At 60.8% G+C, this 21537-nt stretch carries 19 protein-coding genes; 7 read left to right on the top strand and 12 right to left on the bottom strand.

From position 1 onward, the window contains the following. Window positions 1-9 precede the first annotated feature (9 nt). The gene (locus DWV00_RS04905; protein WP_115532432.1) at window positions 10-1581 is read right to left on the bottom strand and encodes a PQQ-binding-like beta-propeller repeat protein; all 1572 of its coding nucleotides are present in this window, start codon (window positions 1579-1581) and stop codon (window positions 10-12) included. Between the two features lie 433 nt (window positions 1582-2014). Between DWV00_RS04905 and DWV00_RS04900 the strand changes: the two genes are divergently transcribed. Further along, complete coding sequence (locus tag DWV00_RS04900) at window positions 2015-2299, top strand: hypothetical protein (protein ID WP_147297842.1); 285 nt, start codon at window positions 2015-2017, stop codon at window positions 2297-2299. A gap of 6 nt (window positions 2300-2305) precedes the next feature. Here the strand turns inward: DWV00_RS04900 and DWV00_RS04895 are convergent, their stop codons facing one another. The 4 genes from DWV00_RS04895 to DWV00_RS04880 all read right to left on the bottom strand — a co-directional run bounded on the left by DWV00_RS04895 (window position 2306) and on the right by DWV00_RS04880 (window position 8275). Continuing rightward, window positions 2306-3184 carry a PhzF family phenazine biosynthesis protein gene (locus DWV00_RS04895; RefSeq protein WP_115532430.1) on the bottom strand — a complete coding sequence of 293 codons (879 nt, stop codon included), beginning with the start codon at window positions 3182-3184 and terminating at the stop codon, window positions 2306-2308. Between the two features lie 113 nt (window positions 3185-3297). Further along, the gene (locus tag DWV00_RS04890) at window positions 3298-5088 is read right to left on the bottom strand and encodes a multicopper oxidase family protein (protein WP_115532429.1); all 1791 of its coding nucleotides are present in this window, start codon (window positions 5086-5088) and stop codon (window positions 3298-3300) included. Window positions 5089-5184: 96 nt separating this feature from the next. Next, complete coding sequence (locus tag DWV00_RS04885) at window positions 5185-6027, bottom strand: foldase protein PrsA (protein WP_181885365.1); 843 nt, start codon at window positions 6025-6027, stop codon at window positions 5185-5187. A 160-nt stretch (window positions 6028-6187) separates the two neighbouring features. After that, window positions 6188-8275: an alkaline phosphatase family protein gene (locus DWV00_RS04880; RefSeq protein WP_115532427.1), complete on the bottom strand. Its 2088-nt coding sequence runs from the start codon at window positions 8273-8275 to the stop codon at window positions 6188-6190. Window positions 8276-8605: 330 nt separating this feature from the next. Here DWV00_RS04880 and DWV00_RS04875 point away from each other — a divergent pair, with 330 nt between their 5' ends. From DWV00_RS04875 to DWV00_RS04865, 3 genes are all read left to right on the top strand, one after another. After that, window positions 8606-9655 (top strand): Fic family protein, encoded by a 1050-nt coding sequence (locus DWV00_RS04875; RefSeq protein ID WP_115532426.1) that lies wholly within the window; start codon window positions 8606-8608, stop codon window positions 9653-9655. Between the two features lie 242 nt (window positions 9656-9897). Beyond that, complete coding sequence (locus DWV00_RS04870) at window positions 9898-10242, top strand: cupin domain-containing protein (protein ID WP_115532425.1); 345 nt, start codon at window positions 9898-9900, stop codon at window positions 10240-10242. Window positions 10243-10734: 492 nt separating this feature from the next. Then, window positions 10735-11004 (top strand): hypothetical protein, encoded by a 270-nt coding sequence (locus tag DWV00_RS04865; protein ID WP_147297841.1) that lies wholly within the window; start codon window positions 10735-10737, stop codon window positions 11002-11004. 17 nt (window positions 11005-11021) lie between these two features. Here DWV00_RS04865 and DWV00_RS04860 read toward each other — a convergent pair whose 3' ends face one another. Next, complete coding sequence (locus DWV00_RS04860; RefSeq protein ID WP_115532423.1) at window positions 11022-11204, bottom strand: hypothetical protein; 183 nt, start codon at window positions 11202-11204, stop codon at window positions 11022-11024. Between the two features lie 373 nt (window positions 11205-11577). On the opposite strand from DWV00_RS04860, the gene DWV00_RS04855 reads away from it, so the two are divergent. From DWV00_RS04855 to DWV00_RS04845, 3 genes are read left to right on the top strand one after another with little or no spacing between them, the layout of a single operon-like run. Continuing rightward, the gene (locus DWV00_RS04855; RefSeq protein ID WP_245964729.1) at window positions 11578-12522 is read left to right on the top strand and encodes a pentapeptide repeat-containing protein; all 945 of its coding nucleotides are present in this window, start codon (window positions 11578-11580) and stop codon (window positions 12520-12522) included. Continuing rightward, entirely contained in the window at window positions 12519-13154 is a 636-nt protein-coding gene (locus DWV00_RS35045; protein ID WP_115532422.1) for a nucleotidyltransferase domain-containing protein, read from the top strand. Before DWV00_RS04855 ends, DWV00_RS35045 begins: the two co-directional genes overlap by 4 nt. Then, window positions 13141-13446 carry a hypothetical protein gene (locus tag DWV00_RS04845; protein WP_181885364.1) on the top strand — a complete coding sequence of 102 codons (306 nt, stop codon included), beginning with the start codon at window positions 13141-13143 and terminating at the stop codon, window positions 13444-13446. Before DWV00_RS35045 ends, DWV00_RS04845 begins: the two co-directional genes overlap by 14 nt. A 104-nt stretch (window positions 13447-13550) precedes the next feature. Here the strand turns inward: DWV00_RS04845 and DWV00_RS04840 are convergent, their stop codons facing one another. From DWV00_RS04840 to DWV00_RS04815, 6 genes are all read right to left on the bottom strand, one after another. Continuing rightward, on the bottom strand, window positions 13551-14462 hold the full coding sequence (locus DWV00_RS04840) for a hypothetical protein (RefSeq protein ID WP_115532420.1): 912 nt from the start codon (window positions 14460-14462) through the stop codon (window positions 13551-13553). Between the two features lie 114 nt (window positions 14463-14576). Next, window positions 14577-15077 (bottom strand): DUF4145 domain-containing protein, encoded by a 501-nt coding sequence (locus tag DWV00_RS04835; protein ID WP_181885363.1) that lies wholly within the window; start codon window positions 15075-15077, stop codon window positions 14577-14579. A gap of 515 nt (window positions 15078-15592) precedes the next feature. Continuing rightward, complete coding sequence (locus tag DWV00_RS04830; RefSeq protein WP_115532418.1) at window positions 15593-16165, bottom strand: hypothetical protein; 573 nt, start codon at window positions 16163-16165, stop codon at window positions 15593-15595. 298 nt (window positions 16166-16463) lie between these two features. Next, complete coding sequence (locus tag DWV00_RS04825) at window positions 16464-17240, bottom strand: hypothetical protein (protein ID WP_115532417.1); 777 nt, start codon at window positions 17238-17240, stop codon at window positions 16464-16466. Next, window positions 17237-20263 carry a MobF family relaxase gene (gene mobF, locus DWV00_RS04820; RefSeq protein ID WP_115532416.1) on the bottom strand — a complete coding sequence of 1009 codons (3027 nt, stop codon included), beginning with the start codon at window positions 20261-20263 and terminating at the stop codon, window positions 17237-17239. Before mobF ends, DWV00_RS04825 begins: the two co-directional genes overlap by 4 nt. A gap of 90 nt (window positions 20264-20353) precedes the next feature. After that, window positions 20354-21427 carry a site-specific integrase gene (locus DWV00_RS04815; RefSeq protein WP_115532415.1) on the bottom strand — a complete coding sequence of 358 codons (1074 nt, stop codon included), beginning with the start codon at window positions 21425-21427 and terminating at the stop codon, window positions 20354-20356. Window positions 21428-21537 lie beyond the last annotated feature (110 nt).

Here is a 21537-nt window from a genome sequence, read left to right as displayed (position 1 = left end):
ACGATTCTACTAATGACTTCTCAATCCGAATACGGCTACCCCATTCGTTGCGCCGACGTAGACATGTCCATGCGCGATCATCGGCGTGATGAACTTGTTTCCCGGGCCGAAGCGGTCCCTCGCTCCCGATTGCTTGCTGTCGTAAAGCTCGTGGCCGAGGTCGTCCGCGCTGAACGCGTGAAGGGCGCCTTCGCCGCCGTTCTCGGCCGCCCAGACGATCGCGTTTTTTGTTCCGTTGGCCGAGATGCTCGGCGTTGCGCCCGGATAGGGGAATTTAAAGGCGCTCTTCGAGCTTGGCGTCTCGGCGAGCCGTGCCGACGCGATCGGAAACGCCTTGAGGTGATCGCCCACGCCGCCGTAGTAGATGACGTCGTGGTAATACGCCGGCATGCCGAATACGCCGCCGACCAGTTGCCCGTCCACCTCCTGCCAGATCACGTTGCGCGAGCGATCGAACTGGCCCATGTGGTCGCGATCGAGCAAGTAGATCTTCGAATTCTTCCCGGCTCCGACGACGAGATGCCGCACGGTGCCTTTGTCGTCCTTGAGATCGGGCAGCACCAATGCGCCGCCGGAGCCGAGATCGATGTCGTCGTCCGAATCAGCCGTGGTATCGAACTGCGCGAAATAATCGGCGACGCCGAGCTTCGGCGAAGTTGCGAGTTTGAGAAACGCGTTGCCGAAGTCACCGTGCTCAGGAAACCCTTGTGCATTCAGTGTCGTGTCGAACGTGCCGTTGGCGTCGAGAAAGTAGAGCGCGCTGCCGTCCGATGCCATGCCCGCGCCGCTCATCCATACCGAGCCCTCGCTGCCGTTCGGCGTCAGGTTGAGCGCGCTCGTTTGCTCGAGCGTGTCCGCGCTGTAGGCCATGACCCAGCCGCCGTAGGGCTCGTGGTCGCAATGCGATGTCCATGCCAGATAGAGATGGCCGCCCACGAGGGTCAGCGCCTGACGCTCCGCGTATTGCTTTGGATCGAATGTGGTGATGCCGTTCTTGCTGCTTGCTCCGTGACCGGGATAGGTGGCGGCGATCTCCTTCGGGCCACCGAGCGTTTCGGCTCCCGTGGACAGATCGAGTGCGTGAACGCGCTGGTGATAGGCACCGTGCGCGTCTTCGCTCATCGCCACCGCGTAGATCACGCCGTGGCTGCCGCGCGACCGATCGACGACGGGCGTCGATGTGATGCCGATTTCCGGTGTGATTTGCGTGCAGCGCCGATTGTCGCTCGTCGTTTCGCCGTGCGGGAGCAGCGAGCGCTGCCAGAGCTTCGTGTTGTTATCCGCGTCGAACGCGTAGACGCTCGCGTGTTCGGTGGCGACGTAGACGACGTTATGTGTCCCGCCGTTCATCGAAACGTGGCTGACGTAGAGCGGTTGCGCATCGACTTTTCCGTCCGTGGCAAGAAACGCCACCTTGCCGAACTGAGCGGCGTTGACGTTCGCGGGCGTAAGTGTCGTTTCGGCTAGGTATTGGCCGGTGCGCGCGATGTCGTTGTGATAGGTCAGGACGTCGGCCAGCGAGACGTCATGACTGCCGGCGTCGCCGCCGGAGGCTGCGAACGATAGAGGTGCTGCGATCATGCATGCCGCTGCGATCGTTGCTGCCGCGGCGGATACGAATCGATATCGATCGAAGTACTTGCCTGCCCATATCCGTTTCGACAGCGGCTTGCCGTTCATGAGCTTCTCCCTCGCGCGCGGAGTACGCGTGAACTATGGCATGGAATCGAGCAGATTGCCGTCCTGAATCGACGTCGCTCTCCCGAGGTTCTTGCATGGGCGTCGAGTTCGCGCGACACTCCCGCGAAATAGTCGCTTCGTTTAAAGGAAATCGTTGGGATGACACTTACGGTTGTCGTGGCGACGAAGGCGAATAGGCCCGCGCAACGGGGCAGCGTTTTGCGGATTGTTGGATTGCTCTTTGCGCGAGCGATACGGCGTTCGATGTTGGTGGTTTTGGTTTTGTTCGTCCGGAAGACGGTTGGTGCGGTGGATACCCCGCTGGGAGGTTGCCATGTCCTCGAATCGTTGGATGAAGCGGTTGTCGATGGCCGGGATCGTTGCTGTCGTCACGGCTTGCGCGCCGATGGGAACGTCGGCGCCGCAGGCCGATCAGGGTGTGGTAGGCAAACCGGCCGCTGCCGCGTGCCAGGCTTCCGACGGCAGCATGGTTTCCGACAGTACCGTCGTTTATAAATGCGCGGTGCCGGGGCAAGGCGTTACCGGGTGCGCGCGCTATACGTGTCAGCGATGCACGAACGGGACGTGGGGCGGCGAATATACGTGCCGGTTGCCGTGAAACTCGTCATATTTCGATGCTCATCGTCCGCGCGACCACGGCCTCGCCTCCGACCATCAGTCGCGAGATTTTGCCGCCGTCGATGTCGAGCAGGACGTTGATGACGCTCGGCGACTTCGGCTGCATGAGCTGGCCCTGCTCGATGATGATCTCTTTGTTCTCGATGCCCATGTGCTCGTATAGAAAGCACGCTAAGGGGCCGGCCGCCGTTCCGGTCGCGGACTCTTCGTCAATCCCGAATCTCGGTGCGAACATGCGCGTGCCTGCATGGCGGCCGGGGAGCATCGTCGCGGTCGAGAACAAGTAATATCCGATCAAGTCGAGTTCATCGCTCACCGCTTCGATTGCACGATGGTCGGGTCGGACGTCGGCGACCGACTGGCTATCCGGCAACGCGATCAACAGAAAGCGGTTCCCCGTGTTGACTACGGTTGGTGTAGCCGTGGCGAATATCAGTGTGGGCTGCAGCCCGATCGATCGCGCGACTCTTTGAGCGAGATCCGATCCCGCTTCTATCGAACGATACGTCGGCGAACGCTGCTCCATGAGGACCGCTTTGCCATCGACCAAAACATTCCGACAGCCGTCGATCGTTTCCTTCGTCAACGCCCCATCGCTCACCTTTCCGAGTTGCCGGAGAAGCGAGAACGCGGCGATGGTTGCATGTCCGCAATGCGCGATCTGTCGCGTGGGCGTGAAGAACTCCAGCTTGATGGTTGCCACGTCCGACTTTGATACGAACGCGGTTTCGGACAACCGGACCCGCCGAGCGACCTCCAGCTTCTGGTTTGCGGTGAGGGCGTCGGCATCGATCACGACGCCTGCTGGGTTGCCGCCCGCTTCTCCGTCGATCAACGAGTTGACGACATGTACATCGACTTGCATTTGCCCATCCGCGGTTATTTGGCTCTCGCAAAGCATACAGCCTCGCGGGAGCCCGAGGCGTCGGCAGGCACGATACCAGTATCCATACAGGCTTTGTTGCAGCTACCGCCCAGCTACTTCTTCCCCCGCGGCAACACGCGCACGATCCCCATCATCCCGCCATCCTCATGTTCGAGCAGATGGCAGTGGTAGACAAACGTGCCCACCGTATGCGGATCGCGGAAATCCATGCGCAACCGTACGCTCGGGTAGCTCAGCTCCGTGCTCTTGTAGTACGGCACGTTGACCGTATCGCGCAGGAACGGTTCGTCCACCGGGTGCCCATCCACCTCCATCACCAGAAAGTGAATCTGATGGATATGGAACGCGTGCAATTCGGGTGAGCGATTCTCGATGATCCAGTCCTCGACGTCACCTTGATGCACGGTGATGTTCGGCATGCCGTTATGCGGGTCGAACAGCTTGGGCTTCTGGCCTTCCACCGTGATGTAGAAATCCGTCGGGCTATTGGGGTCGTTCGGATTCGACTGCACTTCCGTAAAGAACAGCTTGCGCGTCCGGACCGGCTTCACATCCCTGAGCGGCGTGAGTTTGGCGGCCGGCAGCGGCGTATGCGCCGTGGGCAGCGTCGAGGCAAGCTCGGGCGCCTGCGGGTCGGCCTTGATCAGCGCGAGCGCGCGATTGGGGTCGTTTTCGCCGGCGGGCCCCGTATCGACCCAGCGGGTCACCAGCAGCCCGGTCTCACCCGCCGGCGGGCCGTTCATGATGAATTCGACACGCGATCCGGGCGGGATGCCGATATGGTCGACCCACGGTATGACGCCCTTGCCGTCCTTCTGCTCGGGCACGCCGTCGATGGCGACGATGCCGATCGACTGCGGCTTGCGCTGATACAGCAGGGCGAGATTCAGATAGGTGACCGACGACGAGTTCAATACGCGCCAGAGTTGTTTCTGGCCCGGCTTGATCCGGATCGTGGCCGGCTCGTAGTTGGGATAGGGCACCGTCACGAAGTTGACCGACAAGTCCTTCGATGGCTTGCCGAAGCCGGTACCGTTGTTCTGCGCATCGCCGTCGCTGTCGACCTGAGACTTGGTGAGTTGCGGTGGCTCCGATTTGTTGGGCGGTGCATTCGGGTTCAGCAGGTCCTGATCGCGGATCACCAGCACCCGCTCAGGCAGGCCGGCCACTTCGGGCATCGCGCGCTCGATCCCTTCGACGATCAGCGCGCCTGAGGCGCCGCCCTCCACCTGAACGCTGCTGAAGCCGTGAACGTGGGGGTGGTACCAGTACAACCCGGGCGGCTCGTCCTTGGGCACCACGAAGTTGTATTCGAACACCGGGTCGCTGGGCTGGATCGATGTCTTCAGCACGTCGTCCTGATGACAGACGGGCGACATGGTCATGCCGTGAAAGTGCAGGTTCGTGGACGTGGCGGTCATCACGCCGCTGTCGCACGGATTGCTGACCTTATGCGGCTTGGCCGTGGCCGAGCAGATCGGACCGTAGATCGGCCCGTTCGCCTTGGCGTCGGGCTCGATGTCCTTCAGGTCGTTCTTCAGCCGAAGCTCCACGCGATCGCCCGGATGCACACGCAGCGTCGGCGACTCCGCACCGCTTGGCGTCATGTAGCAGTAACGGACCGATCCATCCTTCTCCAGCACGTTCCGTATCGTCAGGTCGAGCTTCAGCACGCCGTGGCTGCTGCGCACATCGGCCGGTTCGGGCACCGCGCTGCCGACCGCGGGGCGCGGACACAGATCGATTTGCGCGGCGCTCGGCTGGGCGGAGGGTGCTTTGTTCTCCGCCATGCCGTTCCAGCTCACGACGGCACAAAGGCCAATGAGGCCGAAGCATGCGATACGGATGGCCTGCCGCCTGATACTGGACTGGCTGAAGTTCATGAGTGACCTGGAAAACAATTCTGTTTGTTCGAGTTGTGGGCAGGCGCGGCAGTCGGCCAACTAGGCCGACGGCGCGCGGAACTGCCGGGTCAGGGGTCAGGGCTTGACCGAGATATTGGCTTTGGTCTTCATGTCGCCCAAGGTCTTGAGCAGTTCTTCCTGCTCCAGATGGGCGGCCAGCGAATCCTTGATTTGTTCGAAGGGCGGCACGGCGGCTGCCTTGGAGCGAATATCGTCCACCATGATCACGTGGTAGCCGAATTGCGACTTGACGGGCTCCTGAGAGACTTGGCCTTTACCCAGCTTCTCCACCGCGCTGGCAAACGCCGGCTCCATGCGCGTCGGATCGAACCAGCCCAGGTCACCGCCCTTGGCTTTGCTGACCGGGTCCAGCGAATCGGCGCTGGCAAGCTGAGCGAAGGCCTTCGGATCTTGGTCCAGTTTGGCGATGATCGCCTTGGCCTCGTCCTCCGTCTTCACCACGATATGGCGCGCCCGGTATTCGTTGCCCGATGCCGCTGCCTTGACCTTGTCGTACTCGGCGTTCAGTTGCGCATCGGTCGGCTTGTGGGACGCGAAGAAATCCTTGACGTAGGCCTGCGCAAGAATCGAAGTCTTCGACAAGTCCATCTGATCCTCGACGTCGGGCGACTTGTCCAGACCTTTCTCGGTGGCTGCCTGGGCCGCCAGAATCTGCATCGTGAGGTTATCGACGATCTTCTTCGGGGAGTTCGGTGTTTCGTCGCGAGGCGGCTGCTCACGCAGCAGCATGGCGAACTCGCGCTTGCTGATCGCCGTGCCGTTGACCGTGAGTGCTGCATCGGTCGCATCCTTGGACGACGCATCCGATGCGTGATTGGTATCGGTGCCCTTCTGGGTGCAAGCGGACATCGCGATCAGGGCGGCGACACCCACGAGTGTGTAGCGGAGACGATTCAACGCTTTTCCTTTGCGGAGGTAGTAAACAGCAAACGCGCCGGATGCCCGAACCTGATTGGGTTCCGACTCCGGCGTGCAAGGTGACGGGATCCGATTTTCGACCGGAGCGCTAGACATGCCATCGCTCCGGCCGGGATCGGATTCCGGTGCCCGGGACTGATTAGTTCGCCGTCGGCGCCGGGAAGTCGAACATGTCGAACAAGTCGTTGATCGCCGGGCTATTGGTCGGCACGTACGGGTTCGAGGTTGTCGTGACCGGATCCGGCAGGTTGTCGCGGCTCCGGTTGCTGATCACCGGCAGCCCCCAGTTACGTTCGATGAACTTCAGGATCGAGACGTGATCGGTGTAGCTGTGCGAGACGTAGCCCGGGTTTGCGTACGGCGAGACCAGGATGAACGGGATACGCGTGCCGTCGCCGAAGAAGTCCAGCGGCTGCACGTAGCCCGAATCGTAGTAGCCGCCGCCTTCGTCGAAGGTGATGAAGATGGCGGTGTTCTTCCACAGCGTCGGGTTGGCCTGCACCGCGTCGATGATCTTCTTCGAGAAGCCTTCGAACAGGTCCAGCTTCGACGAGTTCGGGTGGCCGTCGACCCAGCCGCTCGGCTTGACGAACGACACGGCCGGCAGCGTACCGTTGGCGATATCCGAATACAGGTTGGTCGTATCTTGGATATGCGCCGCGACCTGCGCCGGGTTCGACATGATCGACGTGTCGTACTGGAACGGGTTACAGATGTTGCAGTACTCGTCGCTCTTCGCGCCGGCAACGCCGTAGTTCAGCTGGTACGGGTCGTTGACGTAGTTGTTCCACTGGTCGCCGTAGTACTTCCAGCTGACGTTGGCCGTGTTCATCACGTCGCCGATGCTCGGCACGGTCTGCGGCGGAATCGTGAAGACCGTGTTGTTGGCATTGGTGTCGGTGTAGGCGTTGTTGCCGTTGCCGAAGTAGCCGGGGTTGTAGTTGTTCAGCAGGTAGTAGTGGCCTGCCTGGCAGTTCGACGCGATCGGCGTCGGCAGCGACTTCAGGTAGTTCAGGATCGGACCGACGCCAGGCTGCGTCGCATCGGAGCAGTTGGAGTAGGAGCCGCCGCCGTACGAGGCGGAACCGTAGCTGCCGCCGCCGTAGCCGTCTTCCGAATACCAGTTGTTCGTACCGGGAGCCGCATTCGGATTCTCGATTTCGTCGACCGTGCCGGCGTTGGCCGAGCCGGCTGCCACGACCGTGTTGTGCGGCGGCGTTTGCGCATTGCCGTTGCCGTCGCTGAAATACAGCATGTCGCCGTGGCCCAGCATGATGTGGTTCGCGCCGGTGCCGCCGTTGACGGACTGGTGGAAGTTGTCGCTGATGGCGTACTGGTCGGCGAGCGCCTTGAAGTACGGCACGTCGCCGTTGGCCATGTTGTAGAAGCCGAGGGCGGTCGAACCTTCGCCGGTCGTCGTGGCGGTCGTCGAATAATTCGTGCTGAAGTTCGCCGCCTGCGTTTGGCCGTTGCTGCCGGCACCGATCGTCGTTTCAACCCACGAGAACAGCGCGCCGTCGCAGCCCGACGGATTGGTCGTCGACGCGTGGCTGAGACTGCAGTCCAGCTGCTGCCACATCTGGTAGAAGCGGTGGACCGGGCTGGCCGAGTACGAGTCGTAGCTGAAACTCGTGCTCGTCAACTGGAACGGGCCGGTGGGCAGCGCGTTCACGTTGGCGATACGCGTGTCGGGCACCTTGCTGGCTTGGCCGGTACCGCCCGTCAGCAGGTATTGGTAATAGTTGGTATCCAGGCCGTTTTCGGTCTGCTGGGCCGTGGTCAGCGTGCTGCCCGTGGGCAGGTAGCTGGTTTGCGGGCCGCCCGTCAGCGGGGCCGGCAGGACCGCGCCGGAGAAGGGGGTCTGGGGCGGGCTCAGCAGGAACGCGTTGGCCGAGGTATCCGTGGCGGCCGACTGGTTCGCATGGCTGAAATTCGCGCCCGGCGTGCCGTTCTGGTTGATGATCCCTTGCGACAGCAGGTTCCACACAGATTCGCCGGTACGCGGCTGATAGGTCGCGAACACGTTATCGAAGCTGTGGTTTTCGCCGATGATCACGATCACGTGCTGAATCGGCGTCTTGGGTGCAAACGCGACCGTGGTGACCGGCGCCGACGCGCTCGGCGAATCGCTGTGACCGCAAGCCGCCAGGAACTGGCCCATTGCCAGTGCGCTGAGACTCAGGCCGACCGTGCGCATGGCGCCGGAGCGGAACGAATTGAAAGACATTGAGACCCCTGATTCAAAGGTTGGATGCTTTTTTGTGGGCAATTGGTCCAGCCAAATCATGCGGAACTACCTGGCGCTGCATCGACTTGCGGCGCCTGGGTCATGCGACTGCTTTTTATTTCACGTCGTGCTTGCAGACGGACCGGTTGGGAATCGGGCGTTCGTCGATGGATCCCTCGGGTGGCGGAGAGTTTGGCCCCCAATTCTTAGATTTCGATGACGCAAACATGACAAGGAGATGACGGCGTTTGACGGGTAACCGTTTCCGCATCCATTTACGCCCATTATTTTGAACCGATAAATGGGTGTAAATGGGTGTAGCATGCGTTCATGTTTCGAATCGACACGCTTCAGATCACACCGGAAGTCTTGCGCCTGGTTGCCGGGATTGACGAATTCAAGGGCGCATGGCGCGCTGTGGGCACGCTTGCGCCTGACCGGCTGTCGGCTTTACGGCGTGTTGCCACGATCGAGAGCATCGGCTCGTCTACTCGCATCGAGGGCAGCAAGCTGAATGACCGCGACGTCGAGCGTCTGCTATCCAATCAGGCTGTCAAACAGTTCAATACGCGTGACGAGCAGGAGGTGGCGGGCTACGCGGAGGTAATGGAATTGATGTTCCGGGCGTGGGGAGACATTCCGTTCGACGAGGACCACGTCAAGCAACTCCACCAGGTTCTGCTGCAATACGGCCAGACGGATGCTTGGCACCGGGGGCACTACAAGACCGGTTCCAACAGTGTCGCCGCCCCTGATGAGAACGGCATGCAGGCCGGCATGATGTTCGAGACGGCAACACGGTTTGACACCCCGCGTCTGATGGCGGAAATGGTGCAATGGGTGGGCGACGAGCGCGAGAAGGCGCACTTGCACCCGCTGCTCGTTATCGCTGTATTCGTGGTCGTGTTCCTGGATATTCATCCGTTCCAGGACGGCAACGAGGGGCTCAGCCGCGTGCTGACGACCTTGTTCCTGCTTCAGGCGGGCTATGGCTATGTTCCTTACTGCTCGCTGGAAAGCGTCTTCGAGATGAATAAGGAAGCCTATTGGCTTTCGTTGCGTCGGACGCGGGGCACCCTTCGCACCGAAGCACCCGACTGGCAGCCGTGGTTGCTGTTCTTTCTGCGTTCGCTGGCCGAGCAGGTGCGGCGGCTCGAGAAGAAGGTCGAGCACGAGAAGGTCGTGCTGGCCATGCTGCCGACGCTGTCCTTGCAGATCGTCGAATTCACGCGCCAGCATGGCCGTATCACGATGGCCGAGGCGATTAGGCTCACCGATAGCAACCGCAACACGCTGAAGCAGCACTTCCGCGACCTGAGCGAGCGCGGATATCTGGAACGGCACGGCAGCGGGCGCGGCGTTTGGTATGGGCTGAAGTGAGCGCGGTGGTAGGCAGCGCGCTGTACGGGACCGTTTGCTCCGCGCCCGCGCGAGCCGGCGAGATCGATCGCGGTTGCCGTTCGGGAAGGGATGCTTAATTCGCTGTCGATTTCGCGTACGACGGGCGTCCGCGCCTCCGTGTCGGTTCCATACTAGCTCCCCGTCGGCTCCAGACATGCCCCGGTATGCCCCGGGTGCTAACGTGGCCCACTCTTACTCTTATTAGATGGCTTGGAGCCGACATGTCCGATTTCATTACCGTTTTGCGCGAAACCTGCCCGACTCCCGTCGTCGATGCCACCAAGTGGAAGCGCATCGGCGGCGATCCGCACACCGTGAATCTCAACGCTTACCTCTCCAAGGACGGCAGCAAGATCATGGGCACCTGGATCTGCACCCCGGGCAAGTTCGAGGTGAATTATGAGAAGTGGGAGTTCTGCCACTTTCTCGACGGCTACTGCATCATCACCCCGGAAGGCGAGCAGCCCGTGCATCTGAAGGCCGGTGACGTGTTCGTGATCGAACCCGGCATGAAGGGGACGTGGGAAGTGGTGGAGACGGTGCGGAAGTATTTTGTTTTTGCTTGAGGCTTTAAGGTCAGTAGGTTGGGTTGTCTCGGCGGCCCGCTTTCTATTTGATCTGTGCAATCGGTAGACACCTGACCGGTCGGAAGGAACGGGCGCCAACCCGCCTCCGGTGGATGTGCGAAAGCGTTTGCATTCGCGGGATGGCTCACCAAGTGGCTCACCGCGCGCCAAAACGAAAAAGCCCGCAGGTCGTGAGAGTGCGGGCTTTCGCGCTAATTTGGTGGCGAATCAGGGAGACAAGGTCAACTCCCTGGAACGCCCGCCCCGCCTAGGTTGGCGGCGGTTCAGGGCCCGAAATCGGTGGTCCACTGGCTTGGACCCCCGGATTCTAGCGCGCTTTCCTTAGCCATAGGCCAACCGGGGGGCACTGAATTCGGCGACCTTGCAGACAGACCTGATTCCTGCGGACGCGGCGTTAGAGCCCTGCTAGCGCTAAACCGTTGAGGAAATGCCGGATGATATGATCGACGAAATCTTCCTAATGAGATGCGTATGTCCGACCAGACGCAGAAAGCGACCGATGCGATGCCGCCAGATCCAGACCTAGTTTTTGTTGAAGACTTCGGTCCTTTCAAAATTTACCGTCGCCCTGACGGTAAATATGAAATCTGGGAAGGAGATCAGAGGGTCGGTGACAGTTTTCCGACCCTTGAAGCAGCAGAACTTGCCGCCGACGCGGAGATTTTGGCAAGAGAGGCAAAGGGTCCCGTAAACCCGTCGAACAGCACTGAAAAACCGAAAGACAGCGGTCCAACTCGCTAGCCCGCAACAATCGACGTTCACTGCTTCGACTCGCCGTCAAGCGCCAGTCCATGATACTTGGCCAACTCTCGCACGACGTGCTCGACGTGCTCGTCCGGCACCCGGACACGTCCCGGCCGGTCGTTTATGCTGCGGACCAATTGACGCAACGCGGCGATGTCGGCGATTTCGGGCCTGAGACGCGGCGTGGTTGAGTCCATGTTCAATCCTGTCTTGGCTATGTGAGCGCCGACGGGGCGTGGCGCGGCGGGAGCTTCCGGGCAAAAATCTCTCGCGAGATTGGCCGCCAGTCAACGGTTGTGGCTTACTAGCCGACGGACGGAGAGCGCTCCATACGCCATGAACATCCCGATCCGCTTTCGCGAGAGCGCCGAGCGAGAATCCCGCCGTCAACGTTCGATTTTTGCGAGCCAACGTTGCCTCCTATTTGGCCCGTGTTTTTTCTTGCGCGATGTGCGGTCAACCAATCCCGAGCACCCTGGTTCCGGGCAAGAAGCGTTCAGATAAAATGCGGGGGACCACATAGGCGTCGCGCGGACGGGCGCGTCGCGTCACAACGGGACCGAAAACAAAATGCGACTTTTCAAACGATGGAAGAAGTCGACCGGTTCGTCCAAGACCGGCGAAGCGTCTGCGCTCAGTGCCGTGCCCACGCCTGCGCCGCCCCCGCAGTCCACAGAGGGGATGATCGGTTCGGCGGTTTTGAAAAAAGGCAATCGAGAACAAATCGTAGATTATTACGTCGCGAAAAATCTTACCGCGGAGAATGCTGATTTCTCGTATAAGATTTTGACGCGACTTAATGCGGCCAAAAAAACGGCTTTTCACAAGGTTAGTTTCGTTCATGCTGTTTTCGATGGTTGCTATTTCAACCAATGCTTCTTTGATTCCTGTGATTTCACCGGGGCGCGTTTTATTGGATGTAATTTTCATCAAACGTCGTTTGCGGGATGCAAGTTTGCTTACGCGACGTTTGAGCGGTGTCAGATTGATGATGATATTTTGTCAAAAGAAGCACCGTTGGAGGATAACCTCAGAATGCGATTTGCGCGCTCGCTGCGCATGAATTATCAGCAAATCGGAGACGCAAAGGCGGTTAATAAGGCGATTTCTTTTGAATTGCAGGCGACAGAATCTTACCTTTATAAATCGTGGGCTTCGGGAGAGACCTACTACCGCGAAAAGTATCGTGGAATTGTGGTGGTGAGGCAATTCGGAAGCTGGATTTGTTTTCGTGTGCTGGACTTTGTATGGGGGAACGGCGAGAGCGTTCTTAAATTGCTGCGCAGCTTTGTGCTCGCATTCCTCGTGATCGGGCTGTCTGAGGGGGCCATAGGTGGCGACCCCTGGAACCTGCACCGGTATTTGCTGGGGATGCAGCACGCGCCAGCCGTCTTCTTCGGGGTGGCCGGGGTTGGTTCGTTCGGGCCGACAGCGGCGTCTGTCATCGCGGCCACGCGCTTGGTCGGCATGGCGTTCTTGACCGCCATCCTTATAAAGAGGCTTGGCCGGCGATGACTGTTCACTACTATGCGTTTGGCTCTGTTTGTCGAGGCGAAGTAGACCGAGGGTCGGACATCGACCTGTTGGCTTGCGTGTCCGGTGAGCGCGTCGACCTTGATCCTCAAAAGTTTTCGATATACAGCCATGATCGGCTTGCCGAGATGTGGCGAGCGGGCAGCCCGTTCGCGTGGCACATCCATCGAGAGTCTCGGCTACTATATGCGTCAGATGGGTTGGATTTCGTGGTCAGCCTTGGCGAACCAGGGCCATATCAGGACCGGCGCGCAGACTGCGAGAAGTTTGAGCGATTGTTCGAAGAGTCTTCTAGGGCGCTGGCGGCAAACGAAAACAGCAGCGTTTTTCACCTGTCGTGCATGTTTTTGGCAATGCGGAATTTCGCGACTTGCTATTCGTTTGGGAGCGGGGTTCCGATATTTTCACGTCGATCTCCACTCTTGTTGAAAGAGGGCGTGCCGATTCGGACTGAGATTTTCGACATATTCGCCAGGGCGAGGATACTTTCGACACGCGGCTATGGGCAGATAGTTTCAGATCAGGAGATAGATGAAGCGAAGAAAGCTTCGAGCGCAATAACACAGTGGATGCGCGTTCTTCTTTCAAGCGAGAGTTTTGATGAGCGAGTTTAATAATCGTGTTGCGGCCCAGAGAGACATTCTCCGAGTGGTCAATCGGCAGAAATGGCGTGAAGAACTGTTCGGCTTGGCGAGCGGCGCAATCGATCGATGGCGCAACGCCAACCAGTTGGACGAAGGCGCGGAGTTGTTGATCCTCGTGCGCAGGGCCGCCGACAAACTATTTTTTCTGGCGAACAAGAGCCAGGAGCAAATCACCGAAGAGTATCGGATGCTTTCTGGCGAAATTTCGAACCTCATCGAACAGATTCGCCTTGCGGCGATGGACCACGGCGCTCGGGCTTAGTCGGGGGCGGCCCGCCAGCCGCTCTTTAGGCCGGAAGGCCGAAGCGGGTGAGGCGACGCCCCCCCAGTGCCTGCCGGCGGTCTTTTGGAAACCACCGGAATCTCCTATTCAGGGGTGCGGACGTTGATGCGCCTCACGGCGCAAGCCCGAAGCGCAAGCTCTTTCGTCGAAAACTGCGGATAGACGCTGCCAAGCGGCGCTTCCGCTGGCCCGTCAAACATTTCGGCTCGGGCATCGGAGGCGTCGAGCATGCAAAGCGTGTTGTCGTAATAGGCCGCCGCAGCCGGAAGCGTGTTGAGCGATCGAATGGTTTCACGAAGATCGGACTTCCGGGTTGTCCGCCAGTGCCTTGGCCAATCGAGGACGCTTCCTTGAAAAAGGTCGTCGCGTGCATCTTTTAGATGCTTGTCAAACGGCACCAGATACCTGGGCGGAACGATCTGATTCATGAATGAGCGCGTGAACGACGCGCCAATGATCCTTTGCGAGTGCTCCATCCGCGCGGCGTCGATGAGCGGCTGGCCAAGATAAACGCCCCGCTCGTTGTGTAGAACAGCTTCGCCGAGAGCGAGCGCGCCGCGCAACGGCAACCCTATTTCCAAGCTGTGGCAGATCATCTCGTTGCAGATGTCGAGCAGGTTGTCGCATGGGATGGGGTGATACAGCCAACCTTCGGCGGGCTCGGATGCAAGCCGCTCGCGCTCGGCCGGCGCCAGGTCGACGGCGGCAGGGTATCGAGCCTCGGGGAAATCCGTGTGCGTCCACACAAGCAGCGAATCGCTGGCGTAAGCGCCGTGAAGACGCGAAACGACAAAGGCGTCGCCGTCTGACAGCCAGTAGGCGCTTTCCTTAAACCCCATCTCCCCAAACACGCGGCCCATGTGCTCGTTCTTCGCGTCCACGAGATCGATCAGAGCGACATACTTTCGAAGCATGCCGTCCAGGCCAAGATCGGAGAAGCGCGATTCAAAACCCAACACATCGAAGAAGCACAACGAAAAGCGATTGAACTTCATGGTGGATGCCCTACATTTGCCCGGATGCCTTGGATTTTGCCTTTTCACGTAAGCTTTCGCGATATGGTGTTCAGCGGCCAGGCTCTGAGCGGAGCCGCCGAAATGAGGGCCACCTTATCGAGGAGGCGTGGTGGCCCGATTGGCGTTCGCCCTTCGGGTGGCCAGCTTGCTGGGCAGAACGTAGAGGTGGTTTAGAAGCTCGGCGATAAAGTCTCTGAGCTGTTCCGCGTCTTTTGAGGAAACATCATCCTCCAAGTCGAAGTGCGCGCCGACGTTTCCGACAAGCCGCACCTCCTTCGCCCAATCGGAGAAGGTCGAGGGGAGCAAGCCTTGACTCGTCAACGCCGCGAGCCTTTTAACGAGCGGGCCATCGGTTTCGCCGCGATCGGCGGCGATCGCTTCTAGCGTGCGCCTCGCCATCACCGCGCCAGCGCGCGGGCAGTTTGCGGCAATCGCTCGGCATGCCTCGTCGAACGTGTCTTGGATTTTCGGCGGTATTGCCGGGTCGTTGGCGCCACCAGGGAAGGGCCACCAATGGACACCGCGCCACCAGAGCTGACCACCCCCCTTGCTGCTCGCCGACGGATGCTCGCCGGTCATTTGTTCTTCGATCACAGCGACGCCTTGGTGGCAGTGGCGACAAACAAGCACGGCCACCCGGTCATAGGGGACGCGGACCATTGACCCGCTACGGTCGACGGTGGTCATGTCGCTGAATGTCACTGGGATTGCCCCTGTTGTTTCGAAACTCGATTGGGTTTTGCAGCGAGGGCAGGCGCCGGACAACGTGCTCGTGTCTGGAAATCCATCATGGCGAGAGGGAATGGTTTCCCCGCGTGCGCCTGTCTCTTTACTCCTAAAAAACCTGCCAAACATGCGACCCCTCCATGATGGTTGTGTTTGTGCGCCGTAGCTGATCGATGCGAATGCATTGCCCGATTTTGCCACCACAGCCGCTCTGTCGAGCCAACTATACGGTTCTCATGGGGGAATGCGTTTCGGTTGGCCAGCCGAAGACCGTCTCAACCCTCCGTGAGCGGCGGCATGTTGCGAAGCCAAACGCGCCCTCACTCCGTCAGCGTCGCTCATCGTGCCGACGGCGGGGTTGATGGCCGGCACCGTGCAGAAGGCTAGTTCACGAAATGTTCTTGAAACGTCTCGCTCAGACGGGCTTTCGCGAAAGCCGCTTTTTCGCCAATCAGTTTCGCCGCGTCGTGCGCGGCCCCAAGCTGAGACGAAAGCTCACTCGGGGTTTTGCCTTTCTCGGTCTGATAGAGAATGTTTTTAAAGCTGCCCCAAAACATGTTCATTTGCCCGTAGACCTCGCGGGCCGCCGCGGATGCGTCGGGCGCATGGAAATCCACGATCATCAACAGCTCGTCCGCCTTCTCGCACAGAGACAGGTATTTGATGTTGAACTCGGCGACAGGCATTGAGGCCGTCCACATGATATCGAGCCCGGTCAACGAAAACTCTCTTGCGATTTGGCTGAGATTCTTGTGGGCAACGGCTAGCTGAACGACAGCCGACTGGCTGGCGGCCGCCCAGGCGTCGCTTCTCGCTTTCTCTCTGGCAAGTTCGACCTGAAACTCAATGTTGAGCTTTTGGTTGGCGACCTGGGTTCGGCTTGTGATCAAGACGCCGAGGAGCGTGGAGACCGCTCCGGCGAGAGCCACAAGCACAGTCATGTAAGTGTTGTTCATGTCGCGATGAAAAATGTGAGGAAGCTGGCGAGTATAGCGAGCGCCAGCCATCGTCTTGTCGCGGAACCAGACGCCAATTCCGGCGGACGCTGCGCGCAGTTTTCCCGAGCGGCCGATCGCATGGCGGCCGGCGCTCGCAGCGCCAGGCGCGCGCCGCGTGGGAGCGAGGTCTCGGATTTTATTGACTCTCGTGTGGTTTCGATGTTTTTTTGTGGCTATACACCCGACGCACCGTTTTCACGGTGAAAACCCACCTGGCGCGTTCGCCCGAAAAACGGCCGGCCAGCTTGGCTGACCATCAAGCGAGGAATGATGCGATCGCGTCGCCAGTCTCGCCGGACTTGTCGACCAAATGCGCGTCGACGGTCCAGCGGCCATCTCGCGAAGGGCGGCACAACAGGCAAATCGGCTGGCCGCGATCAAGCCGAGCGAGCGCGCGGCTCGCTTCGATGTCTGAGACGAAGATCGGGCCGGACGACAACGCGTCACGGATCGGTCGGCCATCGACCGCCGACAAGATCGCGTCGAACCGCGTAATCGAAGATGGCCCGAAAGGGCGAGCGACCGATTGGGCGGTCGCTCGAATAACCGCGACTTCTTTGGGTGTTTCTCCCGCCACCGCGAGCCGAACCCGGAGCCATTGGCTGATGTCTTCGCCGACATCGCCGCCGGCGCTCTCGTCGGCTTGATCTTCGAAATCCAACGAGCCGGAAGCGAGCGTTGCTGGACTCGATGCGATGGCCAGGTCGCGAACCTGATCGACGACCAAGGCAAGTCGGTCGAGTTTCGCGGAGAGGACTTGCTCCGACGTCGCCGTGATGGCGGCGAGTCTTGCCTCCATCGCGGCGAGTTGTTCGACGGCGTGCGCCGATTCGGCTTCATCGACTAGGGCGCCAGGGCGGGGGGCAAAGATCGGGGCCGTCGCAAGGTCGAGCGCGCGGTCGATCGCGTCGAGCGGCGTCGCGCCCGGCGGGAGCGACACGGCGATTCTTCGCAATTGATCTAGGCGGCGGCGCGAAAGCCACAGACTCAGTTGCGCTTGGCTCCATCGCGAGACGGGTCGATCGTTTGTCATCTCCGCAGCTCCTGTTGCTTGTCCATTGATTGCGTCGGGCGCGGACGCTTTGGCCGCGCTGTTGGCGCTGCTGCGGTCGTCGCGGTGCTCTGCTGTTGCCGATCAAGCGTCGAGGCCTCCCGCTCTTGGCGCGCGTTCGTGTTGCCGCGTTCGCTCTGGACAGGCGCGACGGCGTAGTCGAGCGTCGTGCCTTTTGCGCGACTGCGGCTCATTGAGCGGGCTAGGCACTCGATCACCGCTGTGCGATCGAACTCGGTGGCGTTCGGCTGCAAATGCGATTCGGGATCGGCCGAGAAGATCGCGCCCCGATCGACATGCAGCGTTGTCGCGAAGCGAGACCGGCTCGATGCGACGTAAATCCATTCGCGATCGGCCATCGCCGTCGCTGGATTCACAAGCACGTGCGCGCTGCTCAGCGTGCGGCCTTGGCTTTTGTGGTTCGTCAGGCAATACGAATGGTCGAAGCGCCCGAATGCGGCGGGCACGCGCGCGGTTTTCTCGCCGCGCTCGTTCGGCGCGTCCAGCTCAACGATCAGAGCGGGGCCGCTCGCGGTGCGTTGGATTTTTTGAACGGTGCCCGTCGAGCCGTTCGCGACGCCGAGCGTCTGGTCGTTCTTCGTGAACACGACGCGATCGCCAGGGGCGAAGCGCTTTGCCTCCTTCGACTCGTCTCGATGCGTGATTTCCAGCTCCATGCCTTTGGAGTCGAGCACGACTCCGCGCTCGACAAGGAGTGTTCGGGCGCGGGCGTTGAGGCCAGCGACTTCCGCACGGGTCGCCGCGATCATGATCTTCTCCGCCAACAGCGTCTTGTCCGCCGCCCACTCGTCGAGCAACGTTTCGACAGTCGCGAGAGGGCCGTCGCTGAGTCGCAGCCGTTGGTGGGCGTCGAGCAGGCGAAGCGCGGGCAGCGCAGCGCCGAGGGCGAACGACTCGACGACGTCTCGCATCCATTGATGATCGTAGCGCGACCGCCATGCTAGAAAGCCTCGGCGCAACGTCGGTTCGGTCGAGCAATACGCCTCGGCCGCGCGCATCCTTGCGTCTTCCGGCAGCGAGCGCAATGCTTCGAGCCGTTCAAGCTCGGCGGCGGGGCTCGCCAGGTCGGTTGCGCCATTGCATGCGCGATGGGTCAGCCAGTCGAGCAGCGGCCCGAAGTCTGTTCGCTGGCGGCGGATCGTCGAGATTTCAGCCGCGCCGTGCTCGCGAACAAGGGCGCGGAAAATCCCCCCGGCTTCGATCGGCTGCAATTGCTTCGAGTCTCCCACCGCGACCAGCTTCGCCCCCGCGTCGACAACCGCTTGCTGGACAAGCGCGAACTCCCGGGAGCCAATCATGCCGGCTTCATCGAGCACGAGGACGCTTCGCTCGGTCAGCGTCAGCCGGCCGGACTGGATGGCGAGAAGCAGGCTCGCGATCGTGCGAGAGGGAACTTCGGTTTCTCGCGCCAAATTTTGCGCCGCCGAGGCAGATTGGCAGCAGCCCATGACCGAAAAGCCGGATTCCTTGTAAGCCTCCGACAGCGCGCGGACCAGCGTCGTCTTTCCGGTGCCGGCCCATCCCTCCACGAAAGCGTGATTTCCGGTCTCGCACGCGACATGCAGCGCTGCGGCCCGCTGCTCGTCGAGAGCCACCGCAACGCCAAGCTTCGCGCTCAAATCCGATTCCAACGCGTCGAAGCGCGCGTTGACGGCGGCGACGGCGAGCCGGTGTCGGAGATCGGCGCGGCCGTCGCGGACGGCTCCGGTGGAGCGCGCTTCCATGTCGAGGGTTGCCCGAGAGGCGAAGACGGGCGCCAAGGTCTCCGTCTCTCCCAAGAGGCAAAGGTTCGGGGACGCCATGAAGAGATCGAGCGCTTCGACGCAGCGGGACGCGCTCCATCGACCCATCGCCGACTCGCAGATGAGCGTCAGCGCGTCTTGCGGCGTCGCGCACGATTGCCGCTCCATAAGCGTCGCGAGCAGCGCGTCGTGGTCGAGGGAGAACTCGCTTGGCTGTTCAGTGAATTCGCCTGGGACTGCCAGGCGATTTTCCGATTCGTCGGCGGCTGGCCAACCGATCGCCCGCTCGCGCATGAGAGCCACAGCTTCCGGCGTCAGGCCCAGCGCGGCAGTTTGGCTAGCGAAGCGGTCCAGCAGCTCGGGCAACGGCGGTTCGGCCTTTGCGGACCGGGTGTTGACGGCTGCTATGTCCTTCGCCGCGCCTTCGCGCTCGCTGACGTCGCCCATGCCGGAGACTTGCTCCGCGATTTCCCGGCTTCGGGTGGACAGCGCTTCGCGCTGCCGGTCGGTGATGCCTGCGATTTTAAAATAGGGGCCGTCCGGCTCTATCGTGAATCCGATCTCGCGCAGGCGCGACGCCAGCTCGACACGGAACAGCGCACCGGTCGCCATTTTCCGGTCGAACTGCGCTTTATGTTCGAGCGCGCTCCACTCGTCCGCGCCCGCTCGCTTGCCCACGTTGAACATGAACGCGTGCACGTGAAGTTGTGGATCGAGAGCGCGGCTCGCGAAATGCGTGTAGCAGGCTGCGACGGCGGCTTCGGCCTTCTTCTTCGTTCGTCCGCCGTGGCAGTGTCGTGTGATTGCGTGCGCTTCGGCATGCGCGAGCGCGGCGCGCACAGCGTCATGAAGGCAATCGAGAATCTGGGTTTGAGTCTGCCGGTCGGCTGCGGCGAAAACGGCCGAGACGTCTTTCGGCGCCGAAAACGTCATGTCCACGCCCATCACGTGCGATTCGCCCGCGCCTTCGACGAGCGCTTGATCGTCGAGCGGATGAAAGCCGCGCGCGAGTCGTTCAACTTGCTCCGGGTTCGCAGCCCGGCTCGAATTGAGGCCGAGCAGCGCCGGCCCGGAGCACGCCCAGAATGGAAGCGGACCGAGCGTTGATCGATCGTTGCCGCGCGCGTAGTCGTCGAAGTCGCCGCGCTCCCTGGTCGACGGCGCGCCTAGATAGACGAGGTAGCCCTCGCTGCCTTGGGCCGCTTGGTTCTTCGACGAATTGATTTTGACGATTGACAGCATGGGCGAGGATTGAGGCGGACAAGAACGCGTCGGCGCGAGGGAAACGGCGGATGCCGACAGTCCGGGTCCGCCGTCGAGCAACGCTGGGCCTCAGCGCATTCGAACCGCGACGTCCTTTGGGCGCAGGGCGACATAGCGGCGTGTTTGTTCGATCGCGCTGTGGCCGGCTATCACCATGATTTCGCGCTCGTCGAGATCGCGTTGATGCAAATACATTTGGCTGATCGCTTCGTGTCGAAGATCGTGGAAGCGAAAGTCATCGACGCCCGCCGACTCTCGAAGTTTGCGGAATTCCTGAGAGCATGCGGCCGGCGTCCCCATCGTGTGAAACACTCGAGCGCAGTTCGGATCCTTTCTTGCCGTCAAAAGACGAATGACGTTGAGCGCGCGGCGTCCCAACGGAATGACACGGGTCCTTCTCGTCTTGCACCGATGGGCGGGGATGGTCCACGCGCGCTCTTCGATGTCGAAATCGCTCCACTCCGCCAGAGCGACTTCTTGCAACCGAGCGCCCGTCAGCAAAGCAAGGCGAACCATGAGCCACCAGTGATCGCGGCGAGGGTTGTCGAGTTGGCGCAAGCGGCCAAACAACGCGCGTTGCTCGTTCGGCTCCAACCGGCGTTCGCGCGGACTATCCCATCCCTTTGGAAGCATTGAATCCCGGTAGGGAAACGGAGGGCGGGGCACTCGAAGTTGGCGGGCTCGCGCGCGGATCGCCTTCTTTATCAAATGAATCTGGTCGCGAATTGTGCTGAAAGCATAGGGTTTGTCGTGGCTGCTTTTGGTGGCTCGGGCGTTCGCGATGTAGTCTTCGATCCAGTATTCGTCGATGTCGCAAACGCGGGCGTTTCCGACGAGGTGAATCGGCGCCTTGTGATTGCGTCGGTCGCTGCCAGTGGCTCTTTCAGACGCGACGAAGGCCTCAATGAGATCGGCGATTCGCTCCTTCAAAAGATTGTCTTTGGGCGGCGAAGCTTTGATCGGGAGGCTTGGGTCGTTTAGCTTCCGAAGCCTCTTGAACTCGTCCTCCTGCGTTTGGCCAAAGCGTTTGGCCTCGTCCTCCGTGGCAAAGGTGGCGGAGACTCTGGGGAAACCCTTCATCGTCACAAACACTTGCCACGAACACATTCCGTCTTTCAACGGCTTCTTGATGATGCTCGCCATGTCCACTCTCCTGTCGTAGCGCTTCCGCGCATATTGGTAGGGCGGCGGCCACAAGATTTTGGACGCCGGACGGCGCGAGGTTGCACTGGTCCGAATGCGGGTGTAGTGCA

Source organism: Trinickia dinghuensis, from assembly GCF_003367175.1.
Lineage (GTDB): Bacteria > Pseudomonadota > Gammaproteobacteria > Burkholderiales > Burkholderiaceae > Trinickia > Trinickia dinghuensis.
Note: the sequence above shows the minus strand (reverse complement) of the source record. Positions and strands in the feature narration are given on the sequence as shown.

What these genes read in the sequence shown, in the direction of transcription:
- DWV00_RS04905 (WP_115532432.1), bottom strand. Translation starts at nt 1,581, where the DNA reads ATGATCGCAGCACCTCTATCGTTCGCAGCCTCCGGCGGCGACGCCGGC.
- DWV00_RS04900 (WP_147297842.1), top strand. Translation starts at nt 2,015, where the DNA reads ATGTCCTCGAATCGTTGGATGAAGCGGTTGTCGATGGCCGGGATCGTT.
- DWV00_RS04895 (WP_115532430.1), bottom strand. Translation starts at nt 3,184, where the DNA reads ATGCAAGTCGATGTACATGTCGTCAACTCGTTGATCGACGGAGAAGCG.
- DWV00_RS04890 (WP_115532429.1), bottom strand. Translation starts at nt 5,088, where the DNA reads ATGAACTTCAGCCAGTCCAGTATCAGGCGGCAGGCCATCCGTATCGCA.
- DWV00_RS04880 (WP_115532427.1), bottom strand. Translation starts at nt 8,275, where the DNA reads ATGTCTTTCAATTCGTTCCGCTCCGGCGCCATGCGCACGGTCGGCCTG.
- DWV00_RS04875 (WP_115532426.1), top strand. Translation starts at nt 8,606, where the DNA reads ATGTTTCGAATCGACACGCTTCAGATCACACCGGAAGTCTTGCGCCTG.
- DWV00_RS04870 (WP_115532425.1), top strand. Translation starts at nt 9,898, where the DNA reads ATGTCCGATTTCATTACCGTTTTGCGCGAAACCTGCCCGACTCCCGTC.
- DWV00_RS04865 (WP_147297841.1), top strand. Translation starts at nt 10,735, where the DNA reads ATGTCCGACCAGACGCAGAAAGCGACCGATGCGATGCCGCCAGATCCA.
- DWV00_RS04860 (WP_115532423.1), bottom strand. Translation starts at nt 11,204, where the DNA reads ATGGACTCAACCACGCCGCGTCTCAGGCCCGAAATCGCCGACATCGCC.
- DWV00_RS04855 (WP_245964729.1), top strand. Translation starts at nt 11,578, where the DNA reads ATGCGACTTTTCAAACGATGGAAGAAGTCGACCGGTTCGTCCAAGACC.
- DWV00_RS35045 (WP_115532422.1), top strand. Translation starts at nt 12,519, where the DNA reads ATGACTGTTCACTACTATGCGTTTGGCTCTGTTTGTCGAGGCGAAGTA.
- DWV00_RS04845 (WP_181885364.1), top strand. Translation starts at nt 13,141, where the DNA reads ATGAGCGAGTTTAATAATCGTGTTGCGGCCCAGAGAGACATTCTCCGA.
- DWV00_RS04840 (WP_115532420.1), bottom strand. Translation starts at nt 14,462, where the DNA reads ATGAAGTTCAATCGCTTTTCGTTGTGCTTCTTCGATGTGTTGGGTTTT.
- DWV00_RS04830 (WP_115532418.1), bottom strand. Translation starts at nt 16,165, where the DNA reads ATGAACAACACTTACATGACTGTGCTTGTGGCTCTCGCCGGAGCGGTC.
- DWV00_RS04825 (WP_115532417.1), bottom strand. Translation starts at nt 17,240, where the DNA reads ATGACAAACGATCGACCCGTCTCGCGATGGAGCCAAGCGCAACTGAGT.
- mobF (WP_115532416.1), bottom strand. Translation starts at nt 20,263, where the DNA reads ATGCTGTCAATCGTCAAAATCAATTCGTCGAAGAACCAAGCGGCCCAA.
- DWV00_RS04815 (WP_115532415.1), bottom strand. Translation starts at nt 21,427, where the DNA reads ATGGCGAGCATCATCAAGAAGCCGTTGAAAGACGGAATGTGTTCGTGG.